The organism is uncultured Microbacterium sp. (assembly GCF_913776565.1).
In the GTDB taxonomy this organism is placed as follows: Bacteria; Actinomycetota; Actinomycetes; order Actinomycetales; family Microbacteriaceae; genus Microbacterium.
Genome location: NZ_CAJYPF010000249.1, coordinates 1 through 23,022, shown reverse-complemented (window position 1 = coordinate 23,022; position 23,022 = coordinate 1). Strand labels below are relative to the sequence as shown.

Annotated in this window: 25 protein-coding genes; 6 read left to right on the top strand and 19 right to left on the bottom strand. The window is 71.4% G+C overall.

The window, feature by feature from the left end:
• The 4 genes from QZ433_RS13940 to QZ433_RS13925 form a co-directional block, all read right to left on the bottom strand.
• On the bottom strand, positions 1-767 hold a 767-nt coding region (locus QZ433_RS13940; RefSeq protein ID WP_295784595.1), incomplete at its 3' end, for a dynamin family protein.
• Complete coding sequence (locus QZ433_RS13935; protein ID WP_295784593.1) at positions 764-2,671, bottom strand: dynamin family protein; 1,908 nt, start codon at positions 2,669-2,671, stop codon at positions 764-766. The genes QZ433_RS13940 and QZ433_RS13935, both read right to left, overlap by 4 nt.
• 130 nt (positions 2,672-2,801) lie before the next feature.
• Positions 2,802-3,647: a hypothetical protein gene (locus tag QZ433_RS13930; protein WP_295784591.1), complete on the bottom strand. Its 846-nt coding sequence runs from the start codon at positions 3,645-3,647 to the stop codon at positions 2,802-2,804.
• Positions 3,648-3,676: 29 nt separating this feature from the next.
• Positions 3,677-4,522, bottom strand: a complete 846-nt coding sequence (locus QZ433_RS13925) for a hypothetical protein (protein ID WP_295784589.1) — start codon at positions 4,520-4,522, stop codon at positions 3,677-3,679.
• A gap of 231 nt (positions 4,523-4,753) precedes the next feature.
• Between QZ433_RS13925 and QZ433_RS13920 the strand changes: the two genes are divergently transcribed.
• Entirely contained in the window at positions 4,754-5,941 is a 1,188-nt protein-coding gene (locus QZ433_RS13920; RefSeq protein ID WP_295784587.1) for an SAM-dependent methyltransferase, read from the top strand.
• A gap of 4 nt (positions 5,942-5,945) precedes the next feature.
• On the opposite strand, the gene QZ433_RS13915 is transcribed toward QZ433_RS13920, so the two are convergent.
• From QZ433_RS13915 to tsaB, 4 genes are read right to left on the bottom strand one after another with little or no spacing between them, the layout of a single operon-like run.
• The gene (locus tag QZ433_RS13915) at positions 5,946-6,401 is read right to left on the bottom strand and encodes a hypothetical protein (RefSeq protein WP_295784585.1); all 456 of its coding nucleotides are present in this window, start codon (positions 6,399-6,401) and stop codon (positions 5,946-5,948) included.
• Positions 6,398-7,498, bottom strand: coding sequence for a tRNA (adenosine(37)-N6)-threonylcarbamoyltransferase complex transferase subunit TsaD (gene tsaD, locus QZ433_RS13910; RefSeq protein WP_295784582.1), 1,101 nt, complete (start codon positions 7,496-7,498; stop codon positions 6,398-6,400). The genes QZ433_RS13915 and tsaD overlap by 4 nt, the downstream gene beginning before the upstream one ends.
• Complete coding sequence (gene rimI, locus QZ433_RS13905; RefSeq protein WP_295784580.1) at positions 7,498-8,034, bottom strand: ribosomal protein S18-alanine N-acetyltransferase; 537 nt, start codon at positions 8,032-8,034, stop codon at positions 7,498-7,500. The genes tsaD and rimI overlap by 1 nt, the downstream gene beginning before the upstream one ends.
• Entirely contained in the window at positions 8,034-8,666 is a 633-nt protein-coding gene (tsaB, locus tag QZ433_RS13900) for a tRNA (adenosine(37)-N6)-threonylcarbamoyltransferase complex dimerization subunit type 1 TsaB (RefSeq protein WP_295784578.1), read from the bottom strand. Before tsaB ends, rimI begins: the two co-directional genes overlap by 1 nt.
• 64 nt (positions 8,667-8,730) lie before the next feature.
• On the opposite strand from tsaB, the gene QZ433_RS13895 reads away from it, so the two are divergent.
• Positions 8,731-9,693, top strand: a complete 963-nt coding sequence (locus QZ433_RS13895) for an alpha/beta hydrolase (protein WP_295784576.1) — start codon at positions 8,731-8,733, stop codon at positions 9,691-9,693.
• Here QZ433_RS13895 and tsaE read toward each other — a convergent pair.
• From tsaE to coaA, 5 genes are all read right to left on the bottom strand, one after another.
• Entirely contained in the window at positions 9,671-10,174 is a 504-nt protein-coding gene (tsaE, locus tag QZ433_RS13890) for a tRNA (adenosine(37)-N6)-threonylcarbamoyltransferase complex ATPase subunit type 1 TsaE (protein ID WP_295784575.1), read from the bottom strand. The genes QZ433_RS13895 and tsaE overlap by 23 nt on opposite strands.
• Positions 10,171-11,289 (bottom strand): alanine racemase, encoded by a 1,119-nt coding sequence (alr, locus tag QZ433_RS13885; protein WP_295784573.1) that lies wholly within the window; start codon positions 11,287-11,289, stop codon positions 10,171-10,173. The genes tsaE and alr overlap by 4 nt, the downstream gene beginning before the upstream one ends.
• A complete protein-coding gene (locus QZ433_RS13880; protein WP_295784571.1) occupies positions 11,286-11,678 on the bottom strand; it encodes a holo-ACP synthase in 393 nt (130 codons plus the stop codon). Before QZ433_RS13880 ends, alr begins: the two co-directional genes overlap by 4 nt.
• Before the next feature lie 119 nt (positions 11,679-11,797).
• On the bottom strand, positions 11,798-13,648 hold the full coding sequence (gene glmS, locus QZ433_RS13875; RefSeq protein ID WP_295784569.1) for a glutamine--fructose-6-phosphate transaminase (isomerizing): 1,851 nt from the start codon (positions 13,646-13,648) through the stop codon (positions 11,798-11,800).
• Positions 13,649-13,738: 90 nt separating this feature from the next.
• Positions 13,739-14,692 (bottom strand): type I pantothenate kinase, encoded by a 954-nt coding sequence (coaA, locus tag QZ433_RS13870; RefSeq protein ID WP_295784567.1) that lies wholly within the window; start codon positions 14,690-14,692, stop codon positions 13,739-13,741.
• Positions 14,693-14,755: 63 nt separating this feature from the next.
• Here coaA and QZ433_RS13865 point away from each other — a divergent pair, with 63 nt between their 5' ends.
• Complete coding sequence (locus QZ433_RS13865) at positions 14,756-15,685, top strand: Ppx/GppA family phosphatase (RefSeq protein WP_295784566.1); 930 nt, start codon at positions 14,756-14,758, stop codon at positions 15,683-15,685.
• 62 nt (positions 15,686-15,747) lie between these two features.
• On the opposite strand, the gene glmM is transcribed toward QZ433_RS13865, so the two are convergent.
• The 5 genes from glmM to QZ433_RS13840 form a co-directional block, all read right to left on the bottom strand.
• Positions 15,748-17,103: a phosphoglucosamine mutase gene (gene glmM, locus QZ433_RS13860; RefSeq protein ID WP_295784563.1), complete on the bottom strand. Its 1,356-nt coding sequence runs from the start codon at positions 17,101-17,103 to the stop codon at positions 15,748-15,750.
• Positions 17,104-17,117: 14 nt separating this feature from the next.
• Positions 17,118-17,579, bottom strand: coding sequence for a 30S ribosomal protein S9 (gene rpsI, locus QZ433_RS13855; protein ID WP_270352606.1), 462 nt, complete (start codon positions 17,577-17,579; stop codon positions 17,118-17,120).
• Between the two features lie 33 nt (positions 17,580-17,612).
• On the bottom strand, positions 17,613-18,059 hold the full coding sequence (rplM, locus tag QZ433_RS13850) for a 50S ribosomal protein L13 (protein WP_058624377.1): 447 nt from the start codon (positions 18,057-18,059) through the stop codon (positions 17,613-17,615).
• 187 nt (positions 18,060-18,246) lie between these two features.
• The gene (locus tag QZ433_RS13845) at positions 18,247-18,996 is read right to left on the bottom strand and encodes a CPBP family glutamic-type intramembrane protease (protein ID WP_295784559.1); all 750 of its coding nucleotides are present in this window, start codon (positions 18,994-18,996) and stop codon (positions 18,247-18,249) included.
• Between the two features lie 245 nt (positions 18,997-19,241).
• Positions 19,242-20,078, bottom strand: coding sequence for an alpha/beta hydrolase (locus QZ433_RS13840; RefSeq protein ID WP_295784557.1), 837 nt, complete (start codon positions 20,076-20,078; stop codon positions 19,242-19,244).
• 154 nt (positions 20,079-20,232) lie between these two features.
• On the opposite strand from QZ433_RS13840, the gene QZ433_RS13835 reads away from it, so the two are divergent.
• Together QZ433_RS13835 and QZ433_RS13830 are read left to right on the top strand one after the other, a co-directional pair.
• Positions 20,233-20,712: a PepSY domain-containing protein gene (locus QZ433_RS13835; RefSeq protein WP_295784555.1), complete on the top strand. Its 480-nt coding sequence runs from the start codon at positions 20,233-20,235 to the stop codon at positions 20,710-20,712.
• Positions 20,713-20,875: 163 nt separating this feature from the next.
• On the top strand, positions 20,876-22,174 hold the full coding sequence (locus QZ433_RS13830) for a hemolysin family protein (protein ID WP_295784553.1): 1,299 nt from the start codon (positions 20,876-20,878) through the stop codon (positions 22,172-22,174).
• Between the two features lie 30 nt (positions 22,175-22,204).
• Here the strand turns inward: QZ433_RS13830 and QZ433_RS13825 are convergent, their stop codons facing one another.
• Positions 22,205-22,342 (bottom strand): hypothetical protein, encoded by a 138-nt coding sequence (locus tag QZ433_RS13825; RefSeq protein ID WP_295784551.1) that lies wholly within the window; start codon positions 22,340-22,342, stop codon positions 22,205-22,207.
• 112 nt (positions 22,343-22,454) lie between these two features.
• Here QZ433_RS13825 and QZ433_RS13820 point away from each other — a divergent pair, with 112 nt between their 5' ends.
• On the top strand, positions 22,455-22,934 hold the full coding sequence (locus QZ433_RS13820) for a MarR family winged helix-turn-helix transcriptional regulator (RefSeq protein ID WP_295784548.1): 480 nt from the start codon (positions 22,455-22,457) through the stop codon (positions 22,932-22,934).
• Positions 22,935-23,022 lie beyond the last annotated feature (88 nt).

Below are 23,022 nucleotides of genomic sequence, written 5' to 3'. Positions count from 1 at the left end.
AGCGTCCGCCCGCCCTCGGCGAGCAGACCCGCGACCGGGACGACGTCGAGCGCCAATGAGCGCAGCTCCCCGTCACGGCGGTAGCGGTCGGCGATCTTCGCGGCCGACAAAAGCGAGTCGATCCGGCCCGAGCCGATCTCGTCGGCGCGCGAGAGCGCGGCGAGGGCGTTGACCGTCTGCGACTCGCCCGCGGCCGTGTCGCGGAACGCCTCGAGGAACTTGAGGTCCTCGGCGTGCACGTGACGCAGCAGGTAGATGATGGCATCCGCGGCCGTGGGGGTGTCCTTCGGGATGAAGAAGTCCGTCGACCGGGCGGAGTTCTCCGTCGTCAGCGAGGCGATGCCGGGGGTGTCGATCAGCACCGTGGAGCGCAGGCTCTCGCTCGGCCACGCCACGTCGATCCACGCCACCTCTTCGGCGGTGTAGCCGCCCATGTCGAGCACCAGGCGCCCCTCGTCGCGGCGCACGGGGCGCGAGATGCGCCGCCCGTCGTGCAGGCGCAGGTCGACGCGGGCGGTCGAGCCGTAGCGGTACCAGGTGATCGTGCGGGTGCACTCCCCCGCGTCGGTGGGAGCGATGCGCTCGCCGATCAGGGCGTTCAGCAGGGTCGATTTACCCGCCTTGACGATCCCCGCCACGGCGAGGCGCAGGGGCTCGCGCAGACGTGAACGGAACGATTCGAGCACCTCGACGGCGGCGGCATCGTCGGCGTACACGCCGAGGGCGTCGTCGACGATGCGGGCGACCTCGGGAAGACCGGCGCTCATCGGGTGACCGCCGCGCGCGCGGGGCGGCCGGACGAGAGCTCGGCGGCGGGGATGCGGCCGCGCAGCGCCTCGATGTCGCGCAGCTGCGCGTGCAGCTGCTGGATGCGCTTGTCGCGGTCGGCGGTGTAGCTGGCCGCGGCCTGCTTGGCCACGAGGACCGAGTCGCTGAGCGAGCGGTGCAGCTCGTCGGCGATCGAGCCGAAGTGGTCGCGCGCCGTGCGCTGCACGATGCGCAGGCGGTCCTTGAGCTGCTTGCCCACCTGGAAGACGGTGTCCTCGATGTGGCGGCGCAACAGGTTCTTCGCCTCGTTCTGGCGGCGCAGCAGACGCGACGACATGTCCTCGCGGAACGCGCGGCGGCCCACCAGCACACCGGCCAGGAGCGACAGCGGGTTGATGAGCGAGAGCCCGACGATGCTGGTCGCCAGACCCACCATCAGCACACCGCCGTACGAGCCGCGCACGCCGATGTAGATCTTCTCGGCCGCGCCCATCTTGCCGTCGTCGAGGTGCTGGAGCTCCTCGACCGGGTCGAGCAGGCCGTCGGTGCCGGCGACGTCGATGAGGGGGATCGACTCCTCACCCATGCGGAACTCGTCGGCGACCTGCTCGGCGAGCCACTGCGAGCGCTCGTTTGTCCAGACGAACGTCTCGGACACGGCGGCGTTCACGCGCTGATCGACCCACTCCGCGATCTGGTCCCAGATGGGACCCGGGTCGCCCTCGTCGATCGCGGCCTCGCCCTCGCGCTGCACCTTGCGCAGGCGGTCGCGCAGGTCGTGCTCGGTGTCCGAGATGAGGTCGGCGATACCGTCGGACAGCGTCACCTGCCACCGGCTCGTGCGGCTGCGGAAATCGTCGGCCTTGGCCTTGGCATCCTCGAGTCGCGCGATCATGCCCGGGGTGTCCTCGGGGTGCTCGAGGGCGTTCAACTCGGTCTTCACCGTCAGCGATAGCTGATCGGCCACGGTCATGAGGTCGTGCACCGCGCCCTTGCGGTTGATCTCCTCGGCCTTGCCCAGGACGTCGCGGCGCAGGTGCGCGACGAGCTCGGGGAACCCGGACTCGTCGTTGAGCTCGCGGTCCTGCTGCTCGGCGGCGAGCAGACGCAGGTCGCTCGAGACGGCGAACACCGGCACGTCGTCGATGTCGACGCCCAATTCGTTCAGGTGCTTCTCGTCGACGCGCTGGATGTCCCGCCACTGCGGGTACAGGTCGGTCTTCGACAGCACCGCGGCGACGTTGGGCGAGATGCGCATCGCGTGACGCAGGAACTGGATCTCGGGCTCGGTGTACTCCTGCGAGGCGTCCGAGACGAGCAGTACAGCGTGCGCGGTCGTCAATGCCGCGAGCGTCGCGAGCGACCGTGTGGACTCGAGTCCCCCGACGCCGGGAGAGTCGACGATGCGCAGGCCCCCCTTGAGGATCTCGCGGGGCAGCAGCACCTCGGCGCCGACGACGTCACCTTCCTGCTCGCCGTCCGCGCGCGCGGTGACGTAGTCCGAGAGGCGCTCGAAGGGGATGTCGACGCGGCGGATCTCGTGCGCCTCTCCGCTCTCGCGGCGCACCAGCACCGTGGCGGAGGGCTCTTCGGCGTAGCCGACCGAGGTGGGGACCGACGTGGCGATGTCGTCGTCGACGGCGCACGCGGGAGCGTTGATCAGGGCGTTGACCAGCTTGCTCTTGCCCTGCTTGAACTGACCGACGATGACGACCCGCACGTGCGGGTCCTGCAGGCGCGACCGGGTGTTGCCCAGCTTCTCGGCGAGGTCCTCGCGGCCCACGGCCGCCGAGAACCGGCGCGCACGCTCCACCAGGGCGGCCAGCTCGGCCGGCGACGGCGGCGGGTTCTGCGCGTCGGCGGGAGCGGCGGGGGACGTGGTGGGCTGGGCCGGTGCGGACACGCAGGGCACCTCTCGGTAGATGCCGACGCCTCTTCGGCGTCGAAGGGTTCTGGGGACGACGATAGCCCCGGGCGGGAAATCCCGCCCAGGGCTACCGTTCAGACGCTGTCGTCAGTAGTGATGACTACCCTCAGGCGTCGAGGTCGGCGTCGGGGAGCTGCACGTCGACGACCTCGGAGTTGCCGGAACCCCAGATGACGTCGGCGTTGATGGTCCAGTCCTGCGACTCGGTCGAGCTGAAGTCGTCGTTGAACGAGTCCGTCAGGTCGACGTTCGTCGACGCGTCGTTGTACGAGTTGTCGATCGTCCAGTCCTGCGACGCGTCGGTGAGGTCGACCGAGATGTCGGTCGTGTTGCCCACGTTGTCGTACGAGGTCAGCTCCGTGGTGTTGTTGATGTTGATGTCACCCTCGGCGTCGAAGTTCGTCGACGCGTCCAGCGAACGCGAGATCGAGACATCGCCGCCCGCGGCGACCGAACCCTCGCCCGACGCCGAGACGGCGCTGTTGGCGAAGCCCTGGGTGACGTCGCCACCGAGGATGTTCTGGTTGACCGACTGGTCGAGGATCGTGGCCTGGCTGTAGATCGAGGCGTTGCCGCCGCCGAAGCCGCCGAAGCCCTCGAAGCCCGTGTTGTACGCACGGACACCGGCATTGGTCGAGTTGTCCTCGAAGGACTCGTCCAGGTAGGTGTTGCCGGAGTCGATCGTGACGACCGCGTCCACCGAGTTGTCCGAGTTGTCGGAGTTGTCGTTGTACGAGCCGTCGATGTCCCAGTCCGTGTTGCCCGAACCGACGTTGCCGGAGTCGACGACGGTCGTGTCGGACGTGTTGGTCTCTTCGAACGTGTTGTCGACGTTGCCGACGTTGTTCAGGTCGACGGCCAGGTTGTTGCTGTTGTTCGTCGTCGACTGGTTGCCGACGTTGACCCAACCCTCGTTGCCCGAGTCGTCCACGTCACCGATGTTCCACACCATGATGTTCGTTCCTTATTTCTTGAAGAGGCTTAGGCCAGGGGCAGGTTGAGGTCAGCGGTGTTGAAGCTGTCGACGACCTCGGTGTAGTCGATGTCGATCGTGGTCTCGCTGTCGAACACCTCGGAGGTGTTGAACGAGCCGTCGGCCGAGTAGTTCTCCGAGAAGTCGTTGAACGAGTCGGTGACGTCGATGACGGTGGACTCGTCGGTGTACGAGTAGTCGAGGTTGTACTCGTTGTACGAGTCGACGACCGTGGTGACCGTGGTCTCGTTGCCGATGTTGATGTCGCCACCGGCGATGATGTTGGTCGACTGGTCGACGTCGTAGCTCCAGTCGACGTCGCCGCCGGCCGCGATCGAGCCCTCGCCAGAGGCCGCGACGGCCGAGTTGCCGAAGGCCTGGCCCACGGCGCCGTCGGCGGCGATGTTCTGGTTGACCGACTGGTCGAGGATGGTGGAGTTGCTCCAGATCTCGGTGTGACCCGAGCCGGCAGCGGCGGCCGAGGACGAGCCCGCGCCGCCCCAGATGCCCGTGTTGTACTCGCGCACACCCGCGTTGACCGAGTTGTCGGTGGTCGAAGCGTCGGTGTACTCGTTGTACGAACCCTCGGTCCAGTCCAGGTCGACCGAGTTGTCGGAGTTGTCCGAGTTGTCGTTGCCCGAGTCGGTGATGACGGTGGACTCGTTGTTGGAGTCCTCGTTGAACGAGCCGTCGACGTCGACGGTCGACTCGTTGGTGACCGTCTCGTTGTTCGTCTCGTTGAAGGAGTCGGTGGCGCCCAGGTCGGTGTTGACCGAGTTGTCCTCGTTGACCTCGTTGAGCGAGTCCGCGATGACCGTGTTGAGCGAGTTGTTGATGTCGCCAGTGGTAGGCATTTTTCCCATCCCATTTCTCGGGCCGCGGCCCGCAGGTGCTGTTCGTAGTTCCGAGATTAGGAACGGCCCGCGTTTCCGACATCGGGGGGACCCCCGGTATCGCTTTCGGGGTACCCCGGGGTTTCATCCGGGGGGAGGGGGGAGGTACGGGGTTTGTGTTCCCCCACCAGGGGGGTGGATGCCGACCCCCGGCGCCGGGGCACGGCATCCCCTCCCGCCTAGGCTGGACGAGTGGACACCGCCGAGCTCACCGCCCTGCTGACCCCCGAGGGGCTCCGCCTGCTCGACGAAGTGGGGCCCATCGAGTCGACCGACGACGCGGCGCGCGCCGTGTCGCGGTTGCGTGCGGCGGGGCACTCCCCCGCGCTCGTGTCCGCCGTGGTGGGGCAGGCGCGCCTGCGCGTGCGGGCCGCGTCGAAGTTCGGCGCGTTCGCCGAGCGGATGCTCTTCACCCGCGCGGGTCTCGAGCAGGCCACGCGCCTGCCGATCGCCGCGCGGCACGCGGGACGCTTCCGTGACGCCGGTCTCGAGCGGGTCGCCGACCTCGGCTGCGGCATCGGCGGCGATGCCCTGGGCCTGGCCGGACTCGGTATCCGGGTGCACGCGGTCGACGCCGACGAGGTGACCGCCGCGATCGCGGCGTACAACCTCGCTCCCTTCGCCGACGCGGCGACCGTGCAGCACGCGCGCGCCGAAGAGGTGGATCTGAGCGGGATGGATGCCGTCTGGCTCGACCCCGCGCGCCGGACGGCCGGTCACTCCGAGACGCGGCAGGTGGCGTCGAGCGAGTGGTCGCCGTCGCTCGAGTGGGTCTTCGACCTGATCTCGCGGGTGCCCGGCGGCGTGAAGCTCGGCCCGGGCTTCGACCGCGCGCAGATCCCCGGTGACGTCGAGGCCCAGTGGATCAGCGCCGACGGGGCGACGATCGAGCTGGTGCTGTGGTCGGGGGCGCTCGCGCGCCCGGACGTCCGCCGCGCGGCGCTCGTCGTGCGCGGCGGAGAGGCGTGGGAGCTCACCGCCCCGGCCGACACCCCCGACGCCGAGCCCCGCGAGCTCGGCGCGTTCGTGCACGAGCCCGACGGCGCCGTCATCCGGGCCCGGCTGATCGGAGAGGTGGCGAGGGCGCTGGATGCCGGCATGCTCAGCCCCGGGATCGCCTACCTCACCTCGGACACGGCGTTGACCAGTCCGTTCGTGTCGTCGTTCCGGGTGCGCGAGCAGCTGCCCGCCGACGCGAAGAAGCTCGCCCAGGCGCTGCGGGCGCGCGGGATCGGCACACTCGAGATCAAGAAGCGCGGCGTCGACGTCGACCCCGCGGTCCTGCGCAAGAAGCTGTCGTTGCGCGGGGACGAAGCGGCGACGCTGCTGCTCACCCGTGTCGGGTCGAAGCGCCTCGCGCTGCTGGCCGACCGCGTCTGACGGCTCAGACCACCGCGAGCTGCGAGAAGCCCCAGATCAGCCATCCGGCGCTGAACACCACCGACAGCAGCCCCAGCGCGAGCGCCCACGCGCCGACGGTGCGACTGTCGTGCGGACGGCGCAGCGACACGAGCGCGAGCACCACCGCGACGACACCGAGCGGTACCAGCCACCCGGTGAACAGGGCCGCCAGCAGAGCGAGGATCGCCACGGCGAGCGCCCACGGCGCGAACGAGCGCGGGCGCGGGGGCTCGGGCGGCACGTAGGGGATGACATGGTCGCCGAACGCGGCCATCTCGAGCTGCGCGGTCGGCAGACGTTCGGGGTCGGACGCGTCGGCAGATGCCGGCGCCTCGGGCAGGGCGGCGGCGAGGGCGGCGGCCTCCGGCGCCGGCAGGGTGGGCACCGGCGGCGTCGCCGCCTCTTTGCGGGTGCGCCGTGTGGGCAGCGGTTCGCTCACGCGGCGCCGCCGGAGCGCGCTCGGGGAGCCTCGGCATCCGGGTCCTCGGCCACCTGGATCTCGGTGACGGGCAGCGTCGAGTCGGCGCCGAACGCGAGGGTCGAGGGGCGCCGGCCCGACGAGATCAGCTCCGCGGCGAGCGCGGCGATCATGGCGCCGTTGTCGGTGCACAACCGCAGCGGGGGGATGCGAACTGAGACCCCGGCCGCCTCCGCCCGCTCGAGCGCGACGTCGCGCAGGCGCTTATTCGCGATCACGCCGCCACCGAGCAGCAGCCGCGGCACCCCGTACCGCGCGCACGCGTCGAGGGCCTTCGTCACGAGCACGTCGACGACCGCCTCGCGGAACGACGCCGCGACGTCGGCGACCGGAACGGGCTGTCCCGTGGCCTCGTGCTGCTCGACCCACCGGGCCACGGCGGTCTTCAGACCCGAGAACGAGAAGTCGTAGCGGTGGGATGCCATGTCCGACGCCCGCGAGAGCCCCCGCGGGAAGCGGATCGCCGTCGGGTCCCCGTCCGCGGCCGCGCGGTCGATCTCGGGTCCGCCGGGGTAGGGCAGCTGCAGCAACCGCGCGACCTTGTCGAATGCCTCGCCGGCGGCGTCGTCCATCGTCTCGCCGAGCAGTTCGACGTCGCTCGTCAGGTCGCGTACGAGCAGCAACGAGGTGTGGCCCCCGCTGACCAGCAGGGCGACCGTGGGGTATTCGAGGTCGCCGGCGTCGGCATCCAGGATGTCGGCCGCGATGTGGCCCACCAGATGGTTGACGGCATAGAGCGGCTTGTCGAGCGCGACGGCGAGGCCCTTGGCCGCGCCGACCCCGACCATCAGCGCCCCGGCGAGCCCCGGACCGCTGGTCACCGCGACCGCGTCGAGGTCGGCGAGCGTGACGCCCGCCTCGGCGAGCGCCGCGTCGATCGAGGGCTGCAGCGCCTCGAGGTGGGCGCGCGCGGCGACCTCGGGGACGACGCCGCCGTAGCGGGCGTGCTCGTCCATGCTCGAGGCGATGGTGTTGCTGAGCAGCTGCCGGCCGCGGACGATCCCGATGCCGGTCTCGTCGCAGCTGGTCTCGATGCCGAGCACGAGGGGCGCGTCCATCAGCACCATCCCTTTCCGTCGGTCGGGCCCGCGGGGAGGGGGCCACGTGCATCGGCGCCGGTCGCGGCGTCGAGCCGCCGGGCAGCCCACCCGCGCAGATCGAGCTGCATGACGATCGCGTCCACATCGTCGGGCTGGTAATAGCGCGGGCGGCGCCCCACCTCGGCGAAACCCTCGGAGGCGTACAGGGCCTGGGCCACCGGGTTGTCGGCGCGCACCTCGAGGAAGACGTCGTGCACCGCGCGACGGGCGGCCTCGTCGAGCAGGGTGCCGAGCAGCGCCCGCCCGCGCCCGCGTCCGCGCGCGGCCTCGGAGATCGTGATCGTCTGGATGTCGGCATCCCGAGCCCCGCGCACCGCGCGCAGACCGGCGTAGCCGATGAGGCGCCCCGCCTCTTCGACCACGACGTAGAAGCCGTGCGGCGACGACAGCTCCTCGCGCATCATCGCGGGGCTCCAGGCGTCGGTGGGGAACGAGGCGTGCTCGAGGGCCATGATGGCGTCGAGGTCGGCGGGGGTGGCGGCGCGCGTGGTCATCAGCTGACCCGCTTCGGCGCGTGCGCCGCGACGACGTCGGGGCTGCGCAGGTAGAGCGGCTCGGCGCCGGCGAGGGTGCGACCGGCGTCGAGGGCCCGGGCGGCGGCGAGCGCGATCATCGCGGCCGACACGCTCGTCGCGTCGTAGCGGCGCGCGCCGACCGCTTCGAGGGTCGCGTCGAGGTCGTCGCGGGGGCTCAGCGCGGCGTCGGTCACGCGGATCGGCAGTCCGTCGTCGTCGAGCCCGTCGTAGACGCTGTAGGCGAACTCCCGGCGGCGTGCGTCGGTGACGACGGCGAAGCGTCCCGTCTCGGCGCCGATCACGGCGTCCGACAGCAGCAGCCCCAGGGCCACGCCGTCGTGGCTGGGCACCGGGAGCACGGGCACGCCCCTGCCGAGGGCGTAGACGCGCGCCGTCGCGATGCCCACCCGCAGACCGGTGAACGGCCCCGGGCCCATGCCGATCGCGACGTGCGTAGGCGTCGGGGCGGCGACCGAGGCGCGACGCAGCAGGTCGCCGATGACCTCGGCGTGGCCGAGCGGGTTCGAGCTCTGCTCGTCCGCGCGCACCTCCCCGTCGCGCGCGATCGCCGCGACGGCGGTGCCGACCGAGGTGTCGATGCCGATGATCACGCTTCCAGGGTAGTCGGCGCCCCGCCGCGGCATCCGTCCACCCCTCCCGCTCCGAAGAAGAGGCATGGATGCCACCGACCTCGGCCTGCGCCGCGTCGTCGTGCCCACGGGGGTGGGGCCGATCGTCGTGCGTGCGGGCCGGGCGTCGGGCAGTCCCGTGGCGACGGTCCTTCTGCACGGGGCCGCGGGGTCGTGGCGGACCTGGCGACAGCTCATCGCGGCGTCGGACCGGCTGCGCCTTCCGTTGTCGGACATCGTCGCGATCGACCTGCCCGGCTGGGGCGAGACGCCCGGGCCGGTCCCCGATCCGGCCGAGCTCGCGGTGGCGATCGCAGCGGTCGCCCGGGCTCTCGGGTATCCGCGGTGGCGGATCGTGGGCCATTCCCTCGGCGGAGTGATCGCCCTCGATGTCGCGGCGCGGTTCCCCCGCGAGACCGTGGCCGTCGGCGTCGTCTCTCCCAGCGGAGCCGGGGCGCGCGCGGTCACCCGACGCCCGGTGTCCGGCGGTCTGCGCCTGCCGTGGCTGGCGGGGATGGTCGGGGCGATGCGCATCCTGCAGGTGCTCGGCCCCGCGGCCCGGCCGCTGCTGCGGGCGCTGCGGCGCACGGGGGCGTTGCACGCGCTCGCGCGCCCCCTGTTCCGCCACCCCGACGGCGTCGACCGCGCGGTGACCGACGCGCTCGCCGACGAGATCCGTCCCTCGTCCTTCCTCGCCGCGGCGAGGGCGTCGCGCTCCCACGACGACGGTGTCTGGCGCCGCATCGCCTGCCCGGTGCGCTCTGTGCGCGGAGAGCACGACGTCTTCGTGGCGACCCGCGACGCGCGGGAGTGGGCGCGCCTGATGCGCGACTACGACGACCGGGTGCTGGCCGACAGCGGGCACTTCGCCCACGTCGAACAGCCCGAGCAGACCCTGCGTGCGCTGCGCGAGGTGTGGGCCGCCGATCGCGCCCCGGGGCGGGCGGGGCAGGACGCCCGGACCCGCCCGCGCACCGGTCGTCGGTTCAGGGACGACGCGAGATCGTGACCGTGCGCGGGGCGTCGGCGTCGAGTTCGACGGTGTGCACCGCGATCTCACCGCACGCGTTGTCGACTCCGCGCCCCCCGGTCTGACGGGAGATCTCGACCTCCCACCAGCTGTCGGCGAGGTGCTCGGCGACGCCCCGCCCCCACTCGACGATGACCGCCGACCCGGCGACGTCGATGTCGAGGTCGTCCAGCTCGACGGCCGCGCCGAGGCGGTACGCGTCGACGTGGACGAGGGGCGTCCCTCCGACGAGCGAGGGGTGCGTGCGCGCGATGACGAACGTGGGGCTCTGGACGGGCCCGCGGATGCCGAGTCCCTCACCGATCCCGCGGGTCAGCGTCGTCTTGCCGGCGCCGAGCGGTCCGGTCAGCACCACCACGTCGCCGGGCGCCAGGGCCGCGCCGATCACGCGACCGAGTTCTTCCATGTCTGCCGGCCCGTCGATGACGCGCTCACCGAGCAGGTCGTCGGGAACGCTCATGCTCCCCCCTCTCGTCGGGGCACGCGCGCACCCACGCGCGTGACGATCTCGTAGTCGATGGTGTCGGCGGCATCCGCCCACTCGCGTGCCGACGGCACGCCCAGCGTCGGGTCGCCGAAGAGGACGGCCTCATCGCCCACCGCGACGGGATGATCGCCCACGTCGACGACGAACTGGTCCATCGCGATGCGACCCGCGACCGTGAAGCGGCGGCCGTCGATCGACACCGGGCCGCGCCCCGACGCCTGCCGGGGCACGCCGTCGGCGTAGCCCAGGGGGATGAGCGCGAGCGTCGTGTCACGGGCCGTGCGGTAGTCGTAGCCGTACGACACCCCCGTCCCGGCCGGTACGCGACGCACGGCGGCGACGGCACCACGGAGGGTCATCGCCGGCCGCAGGCCCAGGTCGGCGGCGGAGCGGTCGTCGAAGGGTGAGACGCCGTACAGCCCGATGCCGATGCGCACGCAGCCCAGGCGCGCCTCGGGCAGGGCGATCGCGGCGTTCGTGGCGGCGATGTGACGCAGCGGCGGGTTCACTCCGGCGGAGGCGGCGATGACGACCCCCTCCTCGAAGCGCGCGAGAGCCGCGCGGTCGTCGTCGGGGCTCGTGTTGGACAGGTGCGAGAACAGCCCGACCACGCGCACCCGCCCGATGCGCTCGAGCCGCGCCGCCTCCGAGAACACCTGGCGCCAGTCGGCGGGCGCGATGCCGTTGCGCGAGAGCCCCGTCTCGATCTTGAGGTGCACCGCGGCGGGTCGATCGCCGGCGGCGGCTCCGGCGCGCAGCAACTGGTCGAGGTCCGAGATGCCGAGCTCGATGTCGTGGTGCACGGCCTCGGCGAACGAGACGCCCGGGGCGTGCAGCCAGGCGAACAGCGGCGCCCGGATGCCCTGACGTCGCAGCGCGAGGGCCTCGTCGATGTCCGACACACCGATGCGCGCGGCCCCGCCCCGCAGCGCGGCGACCGCAGCGCGATGAGCCCCGTGCCCGTAGCCGTCGGCCTTGACGACGGCGATGACCTCGGACGCGGTCAGACGGCGAAGGTGTCGGACGTTCTCGGCGATCGCGTCGACGTCGACGATCGCCTCGCGCAGCACTCCGGATGCCATCCTCATGCGGACTCCTCTCGGATCGGGACGGATGCCGCCGGCACCTGCGCCTCGGCGATCACGTACGCCGTGGCCAGACCCGCATCGTGCGACATCGACAGGTGCAGAGCGGTGATGCCGCGCGCGGCCACCGTCGTCGCGGTCTCGCCGCTCAGCGCGAAGACGGGCCGGCCCGAGGGTTCGGAGGTGACCTCGATGTCGGTCCAGTACACGCCGTCCGACCCGCCCAGGGCCTTGATGAGCGCTTCTTTCGCCGCGTAGCGGGCGGCGAGCGAGCGCGGCGTGAGCACCCGCTCCCCCGGGGCGAACAGCCGCGGCAGCAGGCGCGGCGTGCGAGCGAGGTGCTGCGCGAACCGCGGAACGTCGACCAGGTCGACGCCGATTCCGACGATCATGGGCCCTCCTCCGGCATCCTCTCCATTCTGCCGGTGCCCGCGGACATCGACGGCCCGCGCCGTGGACGACGACGGGGCCGGATGCCGTGGCATCCGACCCCGTGGGAAGCGGCGGGCGCTTACTCGACCGTCACCGACTTCGCGAGGTTGCGCGGCTGGTCGACGTCGAGACCCTTCGCCTCGGCCAGGCCCATCGCGAAGATGTGCAGCGGCACGACGGCCAGCAGCGGCTCGAACAGGGGCGCGGCCAGCGGGATGCGCAGCACCTCGTCGGCGGCGGGGAGGACGGCGACGTCGCCCTCTTCGGCGATCGCGATCACGCGGGCGCCGCGGGCGCGGATCTCCTCGATGTTCGAGACGACCTTCTTGTGCATCTCGCCCGAGCCGCGCGGGCTCGGCACGACGACGAACACCGGCTGACCGGGCTCGATCAGCGCGATGGGGCCGTGCTTGAGCTCCCCGGCGGCGAAGCCCTCGGCGTGGATGTACGCCAGCTCCTTGAGCTTCAGCGCCCCCTCGAGCGCGATGGGGTACCCGACGTTGCGGCCGAGGAACAGCACCGAACGGGTGTCGGCCATCCAGTGCGCGAGCTGCGCGATCCGCGACTGCTCGGTCTCGAGCACGCGGGCGATCTTGCCGGGCACGGCCTCGAGCTCGGTCACGGCCTCGACGGCGACGACCGGGTCGACGGCGCCGCGGACGCGACCCACGTGCAGGGCGAGCAGGTACAGCGCGGTGATCTGCGCCACGAACGCCTTCGTCGAGGCCACGGCGACCTCGGGGCCGGCGTGCGTGTAGACGATCGCGTCGGACTCGCGCGGGATCGTGGCGCCCTGCGTGTTGCAGATCGACAGGGTCTTCGCGCCGCGGGAGCGGGCGTACTTGACGGCCATGAGGGTGTCCATGGTCTCGCCGGACTGGCTGATCGACACGACCAGGGTGCGCGCGGTGAGCACGGGGTCGCGGTAGCGGAACTCGTGGGCGAGCTCGACGTCGACGGGCACACGCGTCCACGTCTCGAGGGCGTACTTGCCCACCATGCCGGCGTACGCCGCCGTCCCGCACGCGATCACCAGGATGCGGTCGATGTCGGCGAGGAAGTCGTCCATGCCGTCGAGCTCGGGGATCTCGACGCGCCCCTCGTGGATGCGGCCGCGGATGGTGTTGGCGACGGCCTCGGGCTCCTCCGACACCTCCTTGGCCATGAAGGACGACCATCCGCCCTTCTCGGCCGCCGAGGCGTCCCAGGTCACCTCGAACGCCTCGACCTCGACGGGAGCGCCCGAGAAGTCCGTGACCTCGACGCCGTCGGGCGTGATCGCGACGATCTCGTCCTGGCCGATCGCGAGGGCGTTGCGGGTGTGCTCGACGAACGCGGCGACGTCGGAGCCCAGGAAGTTCTCCCCCTCGCCCAGGCCGATCACCAGCGGCGAGTTGCGGCGGGCGCCGACGACCAGGCCCGGGTGGTCCTGGTGCATCGCGAGGAGCGTGTACGCCCCCTCGAGCCGCGACACGACGGCGCGGAAGGCCGCGACCAGGTCGCCCGTGCGGGCGTACTCGCGACCGATCATCGCCGCGGCGACCTCGGTGTCGGTCTCGCTGCGGAAGGCCACGCCCTCTCCCACGAGCTCGCTCTTGAGTTCGGCGAAGTTCTCGATGATGCCGTTGTGGATGACGGCGAGCTTGTCGTCGTCGGCCAGGTGCGGGTGCGCGTTGGCGTCGGTCGGGCCGCCGTGCGTCGCCCATCGGGTGTGACCGATCCCGGTCGTGCCGTTCGGCATCGGCGAGGCCTCGAGGTCGTCACGCAGGACCGCGAGCTTGCCCGCGCGCTTGCGCATACCGAGCTCGCCGTCGCCGTCGATCACGGCGATCCCCGCGGAGTCGTAACCGCGGTATTCCAGACGCGACAGCCCCGCGAGAAGGATGTCCTGGCTCTGCCGAGGACCCACGTAACCGATGATTCCGCACATAGTCGTCGAGTCTACGTGGCGGGGCTGAACGTCCTGCGACGGGCGCAGGGGACGGGCGGAACGCCGTGGGCCGCGCGTCGCGTGCGAAGCTCAGAGCTTGCGCAGCAGCACCGACTCGACCGTGTGGTCGGCGCCCTTCTGCAGCACCAGCTTGGCGCGGTGCCGGGTCGGCAGCACGTTCTCCTCGAGGTTCGGCAGGTTGATCTCGCGCCAGTACCCCAGGGCCCGCTCCACCGCTTCTTGGTCGCTGATGTCGGCGAACACGCGGAAGAACGACGTCGGGTTGGTGAACGCGTTGTCGCGCAGCGCGAGGAAGCGGTCGACGTACCAGCGCTCGATGTGCGCCGCGTCGGCATCGACGTAGATCGAGAAGTCGAACAGGTCGCTCACCGCGACCTCGTTCGGCGACGGCGGCGTTTGCAGCACGTTCAGCCCCTCGACGATCACGACGTCCGGCCGGTGCACGGTGACGTGGGCATCGGGGATGATGTCGTACCGCACGTGGGAGTAGAACGGAGCGCGCGCCTCGTCGGCGCCCGATTTGACCGTGCTGAGGAACTCCACGAGCGCCCGACGGTCGTACGACTCGGGGAAGCCCTTGCGCTCCATGAGTCCCCGCCGCTCCAGCTCGGCGTTGGGGTACAGGAACCCGTCGGTGGTCACCAGCTCGACCCGCGGGGTGTCCGGCCAGCGGCTCATCAGCTCGCGCAGCAGGCGCGCGATGGTGGACTTGCCCACCGCCACGGACCCGGCGACCCCGATGACGAAGGGAGTCGTGGCATCCTGTTCGCCCAGGAACGCGCTCGTATCGGCGCCCAGGCGGCGCGTCGCCCGCGCGTAGAGACTGAGCAGCCGACTGAGGGGCAGGTAGACCTCCGCGACCTCGCGCGGATCGAGGCGGTCGCCGATCCCGCGCAGCTGCACGATCTCGTTCTCGGTGAGAGGCTGCTGGATCCCCCCGGCGAGGCGGGCCCAGTCGTCGCGGCCGATCTGGCGGTAGGGGCTCAGCGACGGTGCAGGAACGGCTGTCTCGGCGGCGGACACCCGCTCATGCTACCCGCGGGGCCCGGACCGCCCCGCCGCCGCGCCTTTCGCTACGCTCGGAGCGTGCGCCTGGGAGTCCTCGACATCGGCTCGAACACCGTCCACCTGCTGGTCGCGAACGCCCGCGCGGGCGGGCGCCCCACGGCGACGAGCTCGCACCGGTCGGTCCTGCGCCTCATGCGCTACCTCGAACCGGACGGGTCGATCTCCCGCGAGGGAGTGCGCGGACTCGTGGATGCCGTCACCGCTGCCCGCGACCGCGCCCGCGCCGAGGGGGTCGACGAACTGCTCGCCACCGCGACCTCGGCCGTGCGCGAGGCCACGAACGGCGAGGCGGTCATCGCCCTCATCGAACAGACGCTGGGTCAGCCGCTGCAGGTGCTCGGAGGCGAGACCGAGGCGCGGCTGACCTACCTGGCGGTCCGCCGATGGTTCGGCTGGTCGGCGGGGCAGATCCTGCTGTTCGACATCGGCGGCGGCTCGCTCGAGATCGCCGGCGGGGCGGACGAGCTGCCCGATCTGGCCGAGTCCGTCCCCCTCGGCGCGGGACGGTCCACGGTGCGGTTCCTGCCGCACGATCCCCCTGCCGAGGACGAGATCGATGCGCTGCGCCGGCACGCGGCATCCGTCCTCGCCCCCGTGGCCGAGCGCTTCTCAGCCCTCCCCCGCCCCGACCACGTGATCGGGTCGTCCAAGGCCATCCGCTCGCTCGCGAAGCTGGCCGGGTACCCGGTGCCGGGCTGGTCCGGCATCGACCGCATGGTGCTGCCGCGTCGCGAGTTGAAGGACTGGATCCCGCGCCTCGCACGGATCCCGGCCGATGCGCGCGAAGCACTGCCCGGCATCACCGCCGACCGCACGTTCCAGATCGTCGCGGCGGCCGTGGTGGTCGAACGCGCGATGAAGGCGATGGAGGTCGAGGAGCTCGAGGTCTCACCCTGGGCCCTGCGCGAGGGCGTGCTGCTGCGCTACATCGAGTCGCTCGAGTACTGACGACGACGGGCCCAGCGCCCCGCCGGAACGGAGGTCGCTGAGCCCATCGGGCGACGTCGTGCTTACAGGGCCAGGCGGTCGCGCACCACCGCGGCGAGCGTGTCGGCGTGCGTGCGCGCCGTGTGCTCGTCGGCGGCCTCGACCATGACGCGCACGAGCGGCTCGGTCCCCGACGCGCGCAGCAGCACCCGGCCGGAGTCGCCGAGGGCGGCGGTCGAGGCGGCCACGGCCTCCTGCACGCCCGCGTCCGCGACGCCGTCGCGGTCGACGCCGCGCACGTTCACGAGAACCTGCGGGTAGACGGTCATGATGGACGCGAGTTCGGCGAGGGTCTTCTCCTGCCGGGCCATCTCGGCCACCAGGTGCAGTCCCGTCAGCAGGCCGTCGCCGGTCGTGGCGAACTCGCTCATGATCACGTGACCGGACTGCTCGCCACCCAGCGAGTACCCGCCCTCGTTCATCGCCTCGAGGACGTAGCGGTCGCCGACGGCGGTCTGAAGGACACGGATGCCGTGGGTCTGCATCGCGCGGTGCAGACCGAGGTTGCTCATCACCGTCGCCACGAGCGTGTCGTCCGCGAGCGCGCCGCGCTCCTTCATCGCGACGGCGAGGATCGCCATGATCTGATCGCCGTCCACGACGTTCCCGTCCGCATCGACCGCGAGGCACCGGTCGGCGTCGCCGTCGTGCGCGATGCCGACGTCGGCACCGAGACGGACGACCGCCTCGGCCAGGACGTCGAGGTGCGTCGACCCCACCCCGTCGTTGATGTTGAGTCCGTCGGGTTCGGCGCCGATGACCGTCACCTGGGCGCCGGCGTCGCGGAACGTCTCGGGCGAGACCCCGGCGGCCGCGCCGTGCGCGCAGTCCAGGACCACGTGGATGCCGTCGAGCCGGTGCGGCAGCGACCCCAAGAGGTGCAGGACGTACCGGTCCTCGGCGTCGGCGAAGCGGCGGATGCGTCCGACGCCGGCGCCCGTGGGCTGCAGGCGCTGGCCCTCGAGGGCGCTCTCGATGCGCTGCTCGACCACGTCGGGAAGCTTGGTCCCGCCGCGGGCGAAGATCTTGATGCCGTTGTCGGGAGCGGGGTTGTGCGACGCCGACACCATCACGCCGAAGTCGGCGTCGTGGTCGGCGATCAGGAAGGCGGTGGCGGGGGTCGGGATCACTCCCGCGTCGAGGACGTCGACGCCGGAGGAGGCGAGTCCTGCGGCCACCGCGGCGGCGAGGAACTCTCCCGACACACGCGGGTCGCGCGCGACGACGGCCGTCAGTCGACGACCCTCCGCCTTGCGCGCCTCCGCAGAACGGCCCTGGCCCAGGACGACAGCAGTCGCCTGGGCCAGGTGCAGCGCGAGTTCGGCGGTGAGGAGGCCGTTGGCCAGCCCCCGCACCCCGTCCGTGCCGAAAAGAGGCATACGGAGGTTCGAACTCAGCGCTTGGAGTACTGAGGCGCCTTGCGGGCCTTCTTGAGACCGGCCTTCTTGCGCTCCTTGACGCGAGCGTCACGCGAGAGGAAGCCGGCCTTCTTCAGGGTCGGGCGGTTGTTCTCGGCGTCGATCTCGTTGAGCGCGCGAGCGATGCCCAGGCGCAGCGCACCGGCCTGACCCGAGGGGCCACCACCGGAGATACGCGCGATCACGTCGTACGAGCCGGCGAGCTCGAGGACCGTGAACGGGTCGTTGATCAGCTGCTGGTGCAGCTTGTTGGGGAAGTAGTCCTCGATCGTGCGGCCGTTGACCGTGATCGTGCCCGAGCCCGGGACGAGACGCACGCGGGCGATGGCCTGCTTGCGACGGCCCACGGCTGCGCCGGGAACCGAGAGCACGGGGCGCTCGGTGGCGACGGCGGACTGCTCGGCCGGCGTCTCGGTGCTGTAGTTGCTGGAGTCGATGTTCGACACTGTTTCGTCCTTATCCGGCGGCGCTTACTGGGCGACCTGGTCGAAGGTGTATGCCGTGGGCTGCTGGGCACCGTGGGGGTGCTCGGCGCCGCGGTAGACCTTGAGCTTCTTGAGCTGCGCCGCACCGAGGCTGTTCTTGGGCAGCATGCCGCGGATGGCCTTCTCGACCGCGCGGACGGGGTTCTTCTCGAGGAGTTCGTCGTAGGTGACGGACTTGAGGCCGCCCGGGAAGCCCGAGTGGCGGTACGCCTTCTTCTGCGAGAGCTTCTGACCCGTGAGCGCCACCTTTTCGGCGTTGATCACGATGACGAAGTCGCCGGAGTCGATGTGGTTGGCGAAGGTGGCCTTGTGCTTGCCGCGGAGGAGGACCGCCGCGTGCGAGGCGAGACGGCCGAGGACGACGTCGGTGGCGTCGATAACGACCCACTCGCGCGTGACCTCAGCGGCCTTGGGGGTGAAAGTGCGCGTCACAGTAGTGCTGCTTTCTTGATCGAACGGAGGAGTTCGTGAATCCCGCTCCGGTGGTCCGTTGCCCCGTCGAAGCCGGGAGAACAGGGCCGGTGGAGGGCTCACGTTCGGGCGACCCGCTCGCAGAGAGGCGGGCACCAAAGAGCAAGACTACGGCATCCGGATGCCAACGCCAAACGCGCCCGGGTCCTCACGCGAGCAGGGTGCCGACGACGAGAAGTGCGAATCCCGTGGCGTTGAACACGAGGTGCATCACCACGGCCGGGGCGATGCGGCCCGTCGACATCGTGAGGACACCGGCGACCAGACCGAGCAGAGCCAGCGTCAGCAGATCCGCTCCGCTCCGGGCAGCGGCGAGCGCGTGGGCCACCGCGAAGAGGGTCGCGGACGCGGCGACCGCAGCGACGGCCGCGGGGCGCGGGCCGGCGAGCGGCCGCAACACGAGCACCAGGCCGACGAGCACGACCCCGCGGAAGAACAGCTCCTCCACGACGGGCGTCACCAGCGTTCCAGCGGCGGCCTGCGCCCAGAAGTCGCCGGGGAGCGCCCCGTCGCTCGTGACCAACGCCGGCCAGGCGGCGGGGACGCCGCCGATCCCCTCGATCGCACCGTCGGCCAGCCGCAGCAGGATGCCGAGGAGCAGACCGGCGGCCACGTCGATCGACCGGACCGCGAGCAGGCCCCGCGGTCGCTCCCGCCGCAGCCCGAGGAGCACCGGCACGGCGAGGGCGAGCCAGACGAGCGACTGGGTCGCCGCCGGCGCCGTCGGAGTCGGCAGGACATCGGGGATGACGTGGACGACGACGATCGACAGGCCCAGGCCCGCCAGCGCCCATCCCAGCAGCTCGCCACCCCAGCCCTCGACGACGACGCCGTCCGCGACCCACGTCCGCTGCCGAGCCGCCCTTCGGGACGAGGAATGCCGGACGGGGGTGGACACGGACGCAGGCTAGAGCGACGATCGTCCCGTGAATCGGTCGCGCCGGGCGGGCAGCGGCATCCTGTCCGTCCCTTCGCCCGGCGACTCACCCGCGAGGTGAGAGCGAACGCACGAATGCCCCGTCGCAGGGACGGGGCATTCGCGGGCCGTGCGTCCACCGCGGTTGCGGGCGAGAGTGCGGACGCCGGACGGCCGATCTGCCGACCTGACCGGGGGACGGACCAGCCGCCCCCGGCCGGGCAGGCTCAGCGCTTCAGGAAGTCGATCAGGACGCGGTTGAACTCGTCGGCGTGGCTGACGTTCACGCCGTGGGGCGCACCCGCGACGACGTGCAGCTCACTGCCGGCGATCGCCTCGTGCGTGCGCTTGCCCGACCCCTCGAAGGGCACGGTCGAGTCGCTGTCGCCGTGGATGATCAGCGCCGGCACGGTCACGTGCGGCAGGTCCTCGCGGAAGTCGGTCGTTGCGAACGCCTCCATGGCCTTCAGCGCCGCGTGGTGGTCGGCCTGGTTGGCCAGACGCTCCGCCTCGGCCTGCTCCTCCTGCGGGACGGCCAGCGAGCCGTTCACCGAGAAGAAGTCGGTGGTGAACTGGTGGTAGAACGACTTCTCGTCGTCCTTCAGCCCCTGCTTCATGCCGTCGGCGGTCGCGTCGTCGAGCGGACCGTCGGGGTTGTCCTCGGTCTGAGCCAGGTAGGGCGGGACCGCGGCGGCGAAGACGACGCTGTGGACGCGGTCGCTGCCGTGACGGGTGAGGTAGCGCGCGACCTCTCCGCCGCCCATCGAGAAGCCGACGAGGGTCGCCTCGCGCAGGTCGAGCGTCTCGAGCACCGCCTGGAGGTCGTCGGCGAAGGTGTCGTAGTCGTACCCGGTGCGCGGCTTGTCGCTGCGCCCGAAACCGCGTCGGTCGTACGTGATGACACGGTGGCCGGCCGCCTCGAGGGCCGGGACCTGGTGCGCCCAGGACTCGCCCGAAAGGGGCCAGCCGTGGATCAGGACGACCGGGCGACCGTTGCCGCCGGTGTCGTCGACGTGCAGATCGATGTCGGTCAGGAGTCCGTGGTGTGCGGTGATCTCGCTCATGGCACAGATGGTTCGCGCTCTTCCTGGACGACGACCCTCGGTTGACGGAACGGTCTCGGATTGATAACGGCGCGCGACGGAAGCCCGCCAGCACACGAGCGCCCCCGGGCGCAACGGTTCCGGACGAGAGGGCGACGCTCGGTAGCCTCGCGCCATGGCACCGACCCGCATCCCCGCCGTCGCCCTCCTCGCCGCCGCGACGCTCGTCGTCAGCGCCTGCGCCCCGTCCGCCGGGGACGGCGGGTTCACGGATCGCGAGGGCGTCCGCGCCGTCACGACCGCCGAGTCCGCCGCGGGGGGCCGCGGGTTCGAGCTCGACGTGGACGACGGACGATGGGAGATCCACGTCGCGGTCGGCGACCGGGAGGTCGACGTCCGGGTGAGTGCCGACGGATCGACCGTCGCCTCCTCCGAGGACGATGGAGACGGGATCGACGCCGACGATCGTCGCGCGCTCGAGGCGGCGACGACGACTCTCGCCGATGCCCTCCGTATCGCGGCGGCGCAGAACCCCGGCGACGACCGGATCGAGGGCGCCTCGCTCGAGCGCGAGAACGGCAGCGCCGTATGGAAGATCGATTTCGAAGGCGACGGCACCGTCCGCGTCTCCGGGTCCGACGGTTCGATCCGCTGAACGGGCAGAATCCGCATCGCCGCGCAAGCCCCGCGCCCCGCCGCCGCCCGTCGGATCGCGCTCACTACACTCGGCGCATGAATGCAGCGCGTTCCACCGGCGGTCATCATGCACGCGCCCGGGTGACCCCGGGCGTGCGTGGCACCACGACGGGGGCCCGTCGATGAACGACCTCGCCCTGAACATCGTCCTGGTCGTCGTATTCGTGCTCATCGGCGGGGTGTTCGCCGCCACCGAGATGGCGCTGGTCACCCTTCGCGAGAGCCAGGTCAACGCCCTCGCCGCGCGTGGCAAGCGCGGCCGCAAGGTGGCCGACCTCGCGCGCAACCCCAACACGTTCCTCTCCGCCGTGCAGATCGGCGTCACGGTCGCGGGTTTCGCCTCGGCCGCCTACGGCGCCTCCTCCATCGCCCCCTCGGTCGCCCCCCTGTTCACCGGGCTCGGCCTCGATGCGGCCGCAGCGGCGACCGTCGCCACCATCGCCCTCACCCTGGTGATCGCCTATCTGTCGCTCGTGCTGGGCGAACTCGTGCCCAAGCGTCTCGCGATCCAGCGCAACGCCGCCTTCGCCTACGGCGTCGCTCCGGTCCTGAACGGTTTCGCGACCCTCATGCGGCCCGTCATCTGGCTGCTGTCGATCTCGACCAACGTGCTGGTGCGCCTGCTCGGTGGTGATCCGAACAAAACAGGCGAGGAACTCACCGAAGAGGAGCTCCGCGACATCGTCTCGAGCCACGAAGGCCTCCCCGCCGACGAGCGCCGCATCCTGGACGACGTGCTGTCCCTGCGCGACCGTCACGTCAGCGAGGTCATGCGCCCCCGGCCCGAGGTCGTGACCCTGGATGCCGCCGGCACGATCGCCGAGGCCCGCGAGCGCGTGCGCGACCTGCCGTTCTCGCGATACCCGGTGGCCGAGCAGACGATCGACGACGTGATCGGGTTCGTCCACGTGCGCGACCTGTACGACGACACCGCGCGGTCGCTGACCGCGGTCATGCGCGAGATCCGCTACATCCCGTCCACCGCTCGCGTCCTGCCGACGCTCACCGCGATGCGCGCGGAGGGCAGCCACATCGCCGTCGTGGTCGACGAATACGGCGGCACCGACGGCATCGTCACGCTGGAGGACCTCGTCGAAGAAGTCGTCGGCGAGATCTTCGACGAGTACGACACCGACGCGGAGCAGCCGCTCGCCGAGGGCGAGCACGGAACGGTGGAGGGCCGACTCAACCTCCAGGACTTCGAAGAGGCCACGGGGGTCGCCCTCCCCCGCGGCGCGTCGGACACCGTCGCGGGATTCGTCGTCGAGCGCCTGGGCCGCTTGGCGCGCGTGGGCGACACCGTCGAGGTGGACGGTGCGACCCTGCAGGTCAGCGCCGTGGACCGTCGGCGCGTCGCCGAACTTCTGGTGACCCGGCATCCCCTGGACGAGAACGACGAGAACGCGGACGCGCGAAACTGACCCGGTCCTCCGCGCAGCGGGTGGCGGGCCTCAGGCGACGTCTCCCCCGAGCGGCGCGATGCCGTCACCGAGGTCGAAGTGGTGCCCGTTGATGGCGAGCAGATCGCGGTCGCCGTCGGGAAGGAATCCCGCGGGTCCCGTGGCGCTCGCGTCGCTCCGGCTGATCATGCGACCATGCTCGCCGTCCTCGCGAGCCGAGGGCAGGGCTTGACATCCCGCGAGAGCACTCAGCTCGCGTAACAAGATTGTGCACAACTCAGTTGTGTGCAATAGTTCTGACATGCCCGCCGTCGACTCGCTCGTGTGCTTCGCCCTCTACGCCGCGAACCGCACGACCACCCAGGCCTACCGCGTCCTGCTCGAACCGTGGAACCTCACGTACCCGCAGTACATCGCGCTCGTGACACTGTGGAATGACGGGCCGCAGACGGTCAGCGGCCTGGGCGAGGCGCTGCAGCTCGACTCCGGCACCCTGTCGCCGATGCTCGCGCGCATGGAGGCCGCCGGCTACGTCACCCGCACCCGCGGCGGTGACGACGAACGCATCGTCACCGTCGCGGTGACAGAGCACGGTGCCGCCCTGCGCGACGAGCTGACGCACGTCCCCCGCTGCATCGCGGCGGGAGCGGGATTGACGGATGCCGACAGCGCCCGCGAGCTGATCGATGCGCTGCACCAGCTGACCGAGGCGATGAAGAGCCTGCGCGATCACCCCGACACCGTCCTCGACGCCGTCGGAGCCCCTCGCCGCCAGGCATGACGCCCCGCCCCCACCGACCGTCCCCAGAAAGGAACCCCATGGACGTCCTCTACACCGCAGAAGCCGTTTCGACCGGCCACGGCCGCAC